The sequence below is a fragment of the Mycobacterium sp. TH-M106 genome, assembly GCF_057473765.1.
The window spans coordinates 1-9,629 of the sequence record NZ_JBYCLE010000480.1; the positions used below are offsets into that span (position 1 = coordinate 1).

Genomic DNA, 9,629 nt, shown 5'->3' on the forward strand with positions numbered 1-9,629 from the left:
TCGCGCAGCGGCTCTACGAAAACGGCTACATCACCTACATGCGCACCGACTCGACCACGCTCTCGCAGGCGGCCATCGACGCCGCCCGTACTCAGGCCCGCCAGCTCTACGGCGAGGAGTTCGTCTCGCCGTCGCCGCGCCAATACACCCGCAAGGTGAAGAATGCGCAGGAAGCCCACGAGGCCATCCGGCCCGCCGGTGCGACCTTCGCGACACCCGACGCCGTGCGTCACGAGCTCGGCGGTGACGAGTTTCGGCTCTACGAACTGATCTGGCAGCGCACGGTGGCCTCGCAGATGGCCGACGCGCGGGGCACCACGCTGAGCCTGCGGATCGCCGGGACGTCCGGCCAGCGGCGGGTGACGTTCGCCGCCAGCGGGCGCACCATCACCTTCCCCGGATTCCTCAAGGCCTACGTGGAAACCGTCGACGAGCTGGCCGGCGGTGAGGCCGACGACGCCGAGCGGCGGCTGCCGCACCTGCGACAGGGGCAGCGGGTGGACGCGACCAAGCTGACCCCGGACGGGCACGCCACCAATCCCCCCGCCCGTTACACGGAGGCGTCGCTGGTCAAGGCCCTCGAGGAGCTGGGGATCGGTCGCCCGTCGACATATGCGTCGATCATCAAGACCATCCAGGACCGCGGCTACGTCTACAAGAGGGGCAGCGCACTGGTCCCGTCCTGGACGGCGTTCGCCGTGATCGGGCTGCTGGAGAAGCATTTCCGACGGCTGGTCGACTATGGGTTCACCGCCGCTATGGAAGACGAGCTCGACGCGATCGCCACCGGCCAGGAGAATCGCACCACCTGGCTGGCCAACTTCTACTTCGGCGGCGACCACGGTGTGCCCGATTCGGTGGCCCGGTCCGGCGGCCTGAAAAAACTGGTCGACGTCAACCTGGAAGACATCGACGCGCGGGAAGTCAACTCCATCAAGTTGTTCGACGATGCTGACGGCCGACCGGTCTACGTCCGGGTCGGCAAAAACGGGCCCTACCTAGAACGCATGGTCCTCGGCGATGACGGCGAACCGGCGCCGCAGCGCGCCAACCTCAACGATGCCCTCCCCCCCGACGAGCTGACCCTTGGTGTCGCCGAGAAAATGTTCGCCACCCCCCAGCAGGGCCGCGAACTCGGAGTGGATCCGGTTACCGGCCATCGGATCGTCGCCAAAGACGGCCGGTACGGGCCCTACGTCACCGAGGTCCTGCCGGAGCCCGACGCCGAACGCGGCCAGGGCAACAAAGCCAAGCAACCCCCCGGCCCGAAACCGCGCACCGGGTCACTGCTGCGCAGCATGGACCTGGAGACGGTGACCTTGGACGACGCGCTGAAGCTGCTGTCGCTGCCGCGCGTCGTCGGCGTCGATCCCGATTCCGGTGAGCAGATCACTGCCCAGAACGGCCGCTACGGACCGTATCTGAAGCGGGGCAGCGACTCTCGTTCGCTTGCCGGCGAAGACCAGATTTTCACCGTCACCCTCGACGAAGCGTTGAAGCTCTACGCCGAGCCGAAATATCGTGGCCGGCAAGCTGCTTCAACACCACCGCTGCGTGAACTGGGCACTGATCCCGCGACGGGTAAGCCGATGGTGATCAAGGATGGCCGGTTCGGGCCGTACGTCACCGACGGTGAAACCAACGCCAGCCTGCGCAAGGGCGACGAGGTGGCCTCGATCACCGATGAGCGCGCGGCTGAACTGCTGGCCGACCGCCGGGCCCGGGGTCCGGTCAAGCGGACCGCGAGAAAGGCCACGCGCAAAGCTGCCCCCAACACAGCGGCGAAGAAAGCCGGCAAGCGCGGTTAAAGCTGAGGCTGGTCAGCCTCGTCGGAAACCTCTTCGGCCACAGCCAGATTCACCGGCCGGGCCAGCTGAGTGGGCACGGTGCGCCCGCGCAGCTCGACCACTTCGCCGACTTCCCAGCACAGGGCTTCCGCGTCTACCGCACCGCTGACCGCGGCCGCCGACGCCAGCACGTGACCGTCCTCGAGCTTGGCCAGCTCGGTCAGCCGGGCCGCCTCGTTGACCGGATCTCCGATCACGGTGTATTCGAAGCGGGCCTGCGCGCCGATGTGGCCGGCGATGGCCTGCCCGGCCGACACCCCGATACCGAACTCCGCGGAGCCCAGCACCGGGAGCAGTTCGTCGTGCAGTTCACGGGCGGCGGCCAGCGCCGCGCCGGAGGCGTCGGGGTGTTCGATCGGAGCGCCGAAGATCGCCAGTGCGGCGTCGCCCTGGAATTTGTTGACGAAACCGCCGTGCCGACCGACGGTGTCCACCACCACCCGGAAGAACTCGTTGAGCAGGTTGACCACCTCGTCGGGCGGCCGGGTCGCGGCGAGCTGGGTGGAGCCGACCATGTCGACGAAGAGCACCGCGACCTTGCGTTCCTGCCCGCCAAGCTCGGTGCCACGCTCCAGTGCGCGCCGGGCGACGTCCTCACCGACGTAGCGGCCGAAGAGGTCGCGCAGCCGCTGTCGTTCGGCGAGGTCGCGCACCATGTCGTTGAACCCGGCCTGCAGCAGGCCGAGTTCGCTGGCGTCATAGATCTGCATGTGCGCGTTGTAGTTGCCGCGCTGCACCTCGCCCAGTGCCCAGCGGAGCTGGCGCAGCGGGTCGGCGACCGACATAGACACCAGCACGGTGCCGACCAGCCCGATGCCCAGTGCGACCAGCGCCATCAGCAGGATCGGGGTGAAGAGCTTGTCCGGCGGCGCGCTGAGCAGCGACATTTTGTCGGCCACCACTGTGAACACGATCGCTAGCAACGGCACGCCGGTGGACAGCAGCCAGGTCAGCAGCTGGCGCAGCAGCACCCCGGGTGTGTGCAGCTTCTCCGGCACTCCCTCCCGCAGCGCGGCGACGGCAACCGGCCGCAGCACCCGCTCGGACTGCAGGTAACCGATGATCGCGGTCGCGGCGGCACCCAAGGCGGTGGCGACCGCGGCCACCGGCGCCGCGCGGTTGGCCACCAATCCGCTGGCGAGGACGAACACCGTTCCGCCGACTGCCCAGTAGCCCAGGCTGATCAGCGTGCGGTAGAAGGGCATCCGCAGTGCACGTGAACGTGCCAGCTCGGTGGCCGCCGGGTCGGTCTCGGCCAGCAACTCGTCTCGTCGCTGCCACCGGAACACCGGCATCACCAGCCGCAGGCTCACCGAAAACCCCACCGCAAACAGGAGCGCCAGCACGACGGCGAAGATCGCGATGTTGATCCGCGGCAGATCCTGCAGTTCGATGCGGTCCTCCGGCGGCAGGCCGAAACGCAGGAACCCCGTCACGAACAGTGCGCCGATGACGTCGGCCTGCAGCATGCCCAGCGTGAACACCGGCCACGGGGTCCGCACCACCCACCGGATGAACCTGGCGATCCGCCCGCCGAGCACCGTCGCTGCACTCACCAGCCAACCGTATCGGTCGCGACCCCCGGTCCGGCGATGCGCCGATGACCGGCGGCGTCGGAATCGGGCACTACCCTCAGGGGCGATGGGTGAGGTTTTTGCGCGGCTGGTAGGCCAGCAGGCGGTGGAAGCCGAGCTGATGGCCGCGGCACAGGCTTCCCGGGATGATTCGGCTCACAAAACCACCGGTGTGGGCGCGATGTCACATGCGTGGTTGATCACCGGCCCACCGGGTTCGGGCCGTTCGATTGCGGCGTTGTGCTTCGCCGCCGCGCTGCAGTGCACCGCCGACGGGGTGCCTGGCTGCGGCCGGTGCCATGCGTGCACCACGACGCTGGCCGGCACCCACGCTGACGTGCGGCGCGTCGTCCCGGAAGGACTGTCCATCGGGGTGGACGACATGCGCGCGATCGTTCAGGTCGCATCCCGGCGGCCGAGCACCGGGCGTTGGCAGATCGTGCTGATCGAGGACGCCGACCGGCTCACCGAGGGTGCGGTGAACGCTCTGCTGAAGGTCGTCGAGGAGCCGCCGCCGTCGACGGTGTTTTTGCTGTGCGCGCCGTCGGTGGATCCCGACGACATCGCGATCACGCTGCGGTCGCGGTGTCGGCACGTCGCGCTGGTCACGCCGTCGCCGGCAGCGATCGCCGCGGTGCTGACCGACAGCGACGGCCTGGACGCCGACACGGCCGCCTGGGCGGCGTCGGTGAGCGGCGGCCACGTCGGCCGGGCGCGCCGGCTGGCCACCGACCCTCAGGCCCGCCAACGGCGCCAGCGTGCGCTGGGGTTGGCCCGCGACGCGGCGACATTGTCGCGTACCTATGCCGCGGCCGCGGAGTTGGTGGCTGCCGCCGAGGCCGAGGCCCGGGAGCTGACCGCTGCGCGCGCCGAGGCCGAAACCGAGGAACTACGTGTCGCGCTGGGGGCTGGGGGAACCGGAAGGGGCACCGCCGGGGCGCTGCGCGGCACCGCCGGGGCGATCAAGGAGCTTGAGCGGCGACAGAAGTCACGCCAGACTCGGGCGTTCCGCGATGCGCTGGATCGCGCGCTGATCGACCTGGCGGAGTTCTTCCGGGACGCGCTGCTGGTGGCGTCGCGGGCGGGCACCGCCGGCACTGTCGGCACTGTCGGCACTGTGGAGTCTGCCGGCGCTGTCGAGTCTGCCGGCGCCGTGCGGCCCAGCCACCCGGACATGGCCGACACGGTGGCGGCGATGGCCGCCCACGTCACGCCCGAGCGGTTGCTGCGCTGCATCGAGGCGGTGCTGGGCTGCCGCGAGGCGCTGGCGGTCAACGTCAAACCCCGCTTCGCCGTCGACGCGATGGTCGCCGCCATCGGCCAGGCGCTGCGCTTTGACCGGTAAACTCACCCCCACCCGGACCGCACCGGGCCCCGCCACCTTAGCTCAGTCGGCAGAGCGGCTCACTCGTAATGAGCAGGTCAGGAGTTCGATTCTCCTAGGTGGCTCGGACATCGCGCACAGGCGCATCATTGGTCGCCGGCAGCGCCGCCGGCACCGCCAAACCCGCCTTGGAGGCCCTCGTAATGTGCGCCGCCGCTGCCAGGCTCACCGGGCACAAGGCCGGAAGCGCCGCCGTCGCCGCCGTCGCCGCCGTCGCCGCCGTGGCCGTCTCCGGTGCCATTGCCACCGAAACCACCAGAGCCACCGTTGCCGCCGGTGGCACCGAAACCGACACCAGGTCCTGGGTGTCCGGCTGAACCGGCGCCGCCGTCGCCACCGATACCGCCGGTGACGTCGGTCACCGGTGTGGCGTGCCCACCGGCGCCGGTGGTGGCGAGACCGGCCGTGCCGCCGGCGCCGCCGGGGCCGCCGTAACCACCACCGCCGAGGAGCGTGAAGTGGGCGGCTGCGCCACCGGCACCGCCGGCACCGCCGTCACCGGCGGTCTGACCGACGAAAGTGGCCGCGCCACCCACGCCGCCGGTACCGCCCTGACCGGCGCCGCTGACCAGACCGCCCGCCCCACCGGCACCTCCGACGCCGCCGGTGCCACCGGTACCGGCGTCCGCACCCGCCTCCGGGGTGGCGGCACCGCCCACGCCGCCGGTGCCGCCGGTGCCGCCTTCGCCGGCTGCAAGGCCGAAGAGGGTCGCGCCGCCGGCACCGCCCTCACCGCCGGCACCGCCGTCGGTGGCGGCGGTGCCGGGGTTGCCGTGGCTTGCTGCCACACCGGCGATGCCGGCGGCACCGGTGCCGCCCTGTCCGCCTTGACCGCCGAAGCCGAACCCGGGCTCCCAGCCGCCGTGGCCGCCGGCGCCGCCGACTTCCTGCGCCGCGGTGCCGCCCGCGATGCCGGCGCCACCCTGGCCGCCTTCACCGCCGAAGCCCATCAGCAGGCCGCCGGTGCCGCCTGCGAAGCCCGCACCGGCATCGGTTCCCGTCGTGTCGGCGCCGCTGGCCAGCGTCGCCGGCGCGCCTTCGCCGCCGTTGCCGCCAAAGCCGATCAATCCGGTGTCACCGCCGGCGGAGAGACCGACCGTGTGGGTGATCGCGTCGGCGCCGCTGCTGGTGGTGTAGGTGAAGTCACCATTGCCGCCGTTACCGATCAGCCAGCCACCGTCTTCGGCAGCGTGGATGTCGGTGAGCGCGCCATCCGCGCCGACGGTTGCGGTCGCGTCGGCGCCGTTGCAGACCAGGCCGCAGTGGTCGTCGAAGGCGAACAGCGGGTTGACGGAGTCGAACACGTGGGAGTTGACCAGGTTCTCCGCGGACGGCATAACGTCGATCATGACATTGCCGTAGAACATGGTAAACGCTACGAGCAGCTTTCCCAGCAGGGTGGGGAGATGGCCCACCGCCGCACCCGCTGCACCGAGGGCGTCGGACGAGAACATCGCGGCCAGGCTGTCGCTGTCGGCGGCGAAAGCGTCCGCCGGCGGTGCCGAGGGGTCGAACGAGCCGGCCAAAAGGGACGGGTCGAAGAACTCGTCGAGAAAGTCGCCGTGGGCCGGTGCAGCGGCCAGCGGCGTCATGCCGAACGCCAGAAACATCCCCGCCGCCGTACCAGCCCCCAGGAGCCGGCGGCCACGCCGGCGCTCCCGGTTGCTCCGCGCACCACGACGCCGTTCGATGCCGCTACGCTGCCGCATGTCCCTGACCTTCCAGTAAAGACATTTACGATAACCGAATAAGAAGATCAGCACAGGCTAACAAATGACCGCCTGGCTGGCAACGGCGCGTGGACAGGCTGACGAGGCCGACGACGCTACGGCGCGATCTCGGAGTTGTCCACGGGGTAGAACGTCGTCGCGGGACCACCCGAGCCCACGTCTATGTACACCGGCATCTGGTGAAACGGCATGTAGCCGGTGTTCATCGAGCCGCTGGAGATCACGGTGGGGCCGTTTGACCCGACCGGCGTCGGACCCGTCGTGTAGGAGTACAACAGGTCGCCGTCTTGGTTGTAGACCGAGATCTCTGTGCCATTCGATATGGCGCCGTTGACGGTGGCCGCAGCCGCACCCGGCACCGAGGACGGCATCGTTCCGAAGACGCCACCGGAGTCGATGATCGCCCTGACCGCCTGGTGAGGCCCGCCGTCGATCGACGGGTAAAGGGTGCTGTTCGCCACCCCCTGAACCGTGATCCCGTCGGCCGCGGGCAACGTGCTGGGACCGAAGACGAGCTCTTTGGCCGGCTCGTCGATCAGCACACCCTGGTTGAGGTCGCCCGGCAACGCCGAAACCACGGCGGAAACGCCGGAGGTGTCCGGCCCGACGGCGTCCGGCGCGATCCCCAGAACACCGGATGCGTCCGCGGGACCCAGGAACTGCGCGAGGGTCCACGGGAAATCGGATAGGCCCGCCAGCGATGTCGGGAACCCGAAGATGAAGGCGTCGACGGGGGTCGACGCGGTGGTGACGATGCCATTTCCGGCGCCATCCTGGAACGTCACCGTCTCTGGGAAGGTGAGGTAAAAGTAGCTCAAACCACCGCTGTAGCCACCGAAACCCAATCCTGTTGGCAAGCTGAGGTGATCGAGTCCGATGTCCCACCACGGGATAACAAGGCCATTAGATCCGGTGTCGACCACTACGGGTACGCTCGTCCCGCCGCTGACCGAGATGTCGACCACCGGCTCCGTGACTGCATTGATGTCGAGCGGGACCGTCACGTTCGCCGGGACGGCCGTGTCCGCTGTGATGGTGTCCGCGGCGAGCGACGGCACCGCAGCGCCGTCCGCGGCACCGGTCAGGGCTGCCAAGACGGCGTCGGGGTCGAACAACTGGTCGGCGCCGAGGGCGGTGCCCAGACTATCGACCGAGTTCAGGATCGAGTCGACGACGACGTCGAAAGGGTCGGCCTGCGCCGGCGGGACGGTAGCCAACGGTGTCATCCCGAACACCCCGAACAGCACGGCCGCCCCGGCCGTCGCGCCCAGACCAACCACCCCCGAGCAGCGGCTCTCCCCCGTGCTGCGACACCGACGACCTGACATGGATTGCCCCCTCGGAACGAACTCTGACGTTAACGTAACCCCATTTTTTGAGCAACACGCTCGCACGTGTCAGCAGTAGTGGCTAAAGTAGCTGGCCGCCGAATATTTCGCCACTTTGGTGGCTAACTCGGTGCCAGGTGCCCTACCGGCCCCGCCGCGATGCACACCGACAGCGCCGCGGTGTCGGCCCGCGCGGTGATGGCGTCGCCCGCGCCGGGCAGCCGCACGTAGACCCGGTTCAGCCCGGGGCGCACCGGCATCCGCACGTCGGGTCCGCCGGATTCGTCTGGCCCGTCTGATAGTGACAGCGTCAGCGAGCCGTCGACGTTGGCCAGGTAGTTGATCTCGACGGTCCAGTCCGCGGGCAGCAGCGGCCCGTCCAGCACGAGGCGCACCGGCAGTTCCGGCTGCACCAGGTAGCCGCAGTGCGGCACCGGGCCGGCCACGATCGTCCGCACCCAGGTCACCTTCGCGTCGGTCAGCCGGCCCGCGCTGTCGAACATCCGCAGCTGCGTTGTCGCCGAAGCGAACTCGGGCCGGTCGCGCAGCAGCGCGAACAGGTGGCTGGCCAGGTTCTCCGGCCCGACCACCCGACCGAGCACCAGCGGGTCGACCTCCTGGTCGAGCAGCGGCGCGTCGGAGCCGGCGCGGGCGACGGCCAGACTCCGGCGCGCGTTCTGCAGATACGGCTGAGCGGGGTTGTCGCGCCAGGCGGTCGAGAACGTCGCCGTCGAGTACAGGCTGCTGGCGACGAACGCCGTCACCAAACCCGCCGCCACGACGGGCGCTCGCAAAGCAAGCGGGGCGTATGGCCATCGTGCCGAACTCCTCTCGGGCGCGCAGAACGCCACCGCGCCCAGCAGGGCCAGCACCACCACCAGGTCCGGCAGATAGCGCAGCGTCTGCGCGAGCTCCAGCGCGGTGAACGCCGAGGAGCGCATCAGATAAATCGGCAGCTGGCAGATGACCGCGTAGCCGACCGCTGCCAGCCACACCGGCCCGATCCGGTGTTTTCGCCACAGCGAAACAGCGAGCAGCCCGCCCAGCACCAGCCAGCCCAGGGCCATCACCACCGGCCCGGGAGTGGCCCACGGTGAGGCCGGAGCCCAGCGCGCCCAGGCCCACGGCCCACCGGCTAGGCCCGGGACGATTCCGCGGGTCACCGAGCGCCACAACAGATCCCGGGCCATCGCCAGGTTGAAGCTCCACCGCTGCTGGTTGACCACCACCAGGTACAGCACAACCCAGCCGGCGGTCAGCGCCAGCGATGCCGCCCACAACCGGACACCGGCCCGCCACACTCGCTGCACCAAGACCACCGCGCCCGCCCTGCCCGTTATAGCCCCGCCGTCAGACACATGGACCAGCAGCACCGCGACGGCGAACGCGACGAAGGGAATCACCGCGGCTTTCTCGAAGAACAGCAGGCCAGACAGGTAGGCCAACATGCCGGTTATCGCGTAGCGCTGATTGCCAGTGCGCAGCAACAAGATTGCGTCTGCGCATACCCAGGCCAGCGCCGCCACCATGGGCAGCGCATTGAGCGCGGCCGCCCACCACGCGAACGCCGGCAGCCCCAGCGGGCAGAACAACGCAAACATCAGCGGGACCAGCAGCACCCGACGCCAGCCCAGGATCACTCGCAGCGCCCGCAGCAGCGCCAGCGACGCCAGCAGTTGCAGCACCACCAGGCTGATCGCTGCGGCCACCCACCGCAGCGGCCAGAGCCGGGTGATCACGCCGGCCACCAGAAACGCCCCCGGCAT

6 protein-coding genes and 1 tRNA gene are annotated in these 9,629 nt (G+C 69.7%); 3 read left to right on the plus strand and 4 right to left on the minus strand.

What is annotated here, in order from left to right:
- The coding region (locus AC2VOP_RS17050) for a DNA topoisomerase (RefSeq protein ID WP_486962061.1) at positions 1–1,808 on the plus strand (1,808 nt) is incomplete at its 5' end.
- On the opposite strand, the gene AC2VOP_RS17055 is transcribed toward AC2VOP_RS17050, so the two are convergent.
- Positions 1,805–3,406 carry an adenylate/guanylate cyclase domain-containing protein gene (locus AC2VOP_RS17055; protein ID WP_486962066.1) on the minus strand — a complete coding sequence of 534 codons (1,602 nt, stop codon included), beginning with the start codon at positions 3,404–3,406 and terminating at the stop codon, positions 1,805–1,807. The genes AC2VOP_RS17050 and AC2VOP_RS17055 overlap by 4 nt on opposite strands.
- An 82-nt stretch (positions 3,407–3,488) precedes the next feature.
- Between AC2VOP_RS17055 and AC2VOP_RS17060 the strand changes: the two genes are divergently transcribed.
- Positions 3,489–4,766: a DNA polymerase III subunit delta' gene (locus AC2VOP_RS17060; protein WP_486962062.1), complete on the plus strand. Its 1,278-nt coding sequence runs from the start codon at positions 3,489–3,491 to the stop codon at positions 4,764–4,766.
- A 31-nt stretch (positions 4,767–4,797) separates the two neighbouring features.
- Positions 4,798–4,870 (plus strand) — tRNA-Thr (locus tag AC2VOP_RS17065).
- Positions 4,871–4,891: 21 nt separating this feature from the next.
- Here AC2VOP_RS17065 and AC2VOP_RS17070 read toward each other — a convergent pair.
- The 3 genes from AC2VOP_RS17070 to AC2VOP_RS17080 all read right to left on the minus strand — a co-directional run.
- Positions 4,892–6,514: a hypothetical protein gene (locus AC2VOP_RS17070; RefSeq protein ID WP_486962063.1), complete on the minus strand. Its 1,623-nt coding sequence runs from the start codon at positions 6,512–6,514 to the stop codon at positions 4,892–4,894.
- Between the two features lie 116 nt (positions 6,515–6,630).
- Complete coding sequence (locus tag AC2VOP_RS17075; protein WP_486962064.1) at positions 6,631–7,863, minus strand: PecA family PE domain-processing aspartic protease; 1,233 nt, start codon at positions 7,861–7,863, stop codon at positions 6,631–6,633.
- 122 nt (positions 7,864–7,985) lie between these two features.
- Positions 7,986–9,629: hypothetical protein (locus AC2VOP_RS17080; RefSeq protein ID WP_486962065.1), on the minus strand; the 1,644-nt coding region annotated here is incomplete at its 5' end.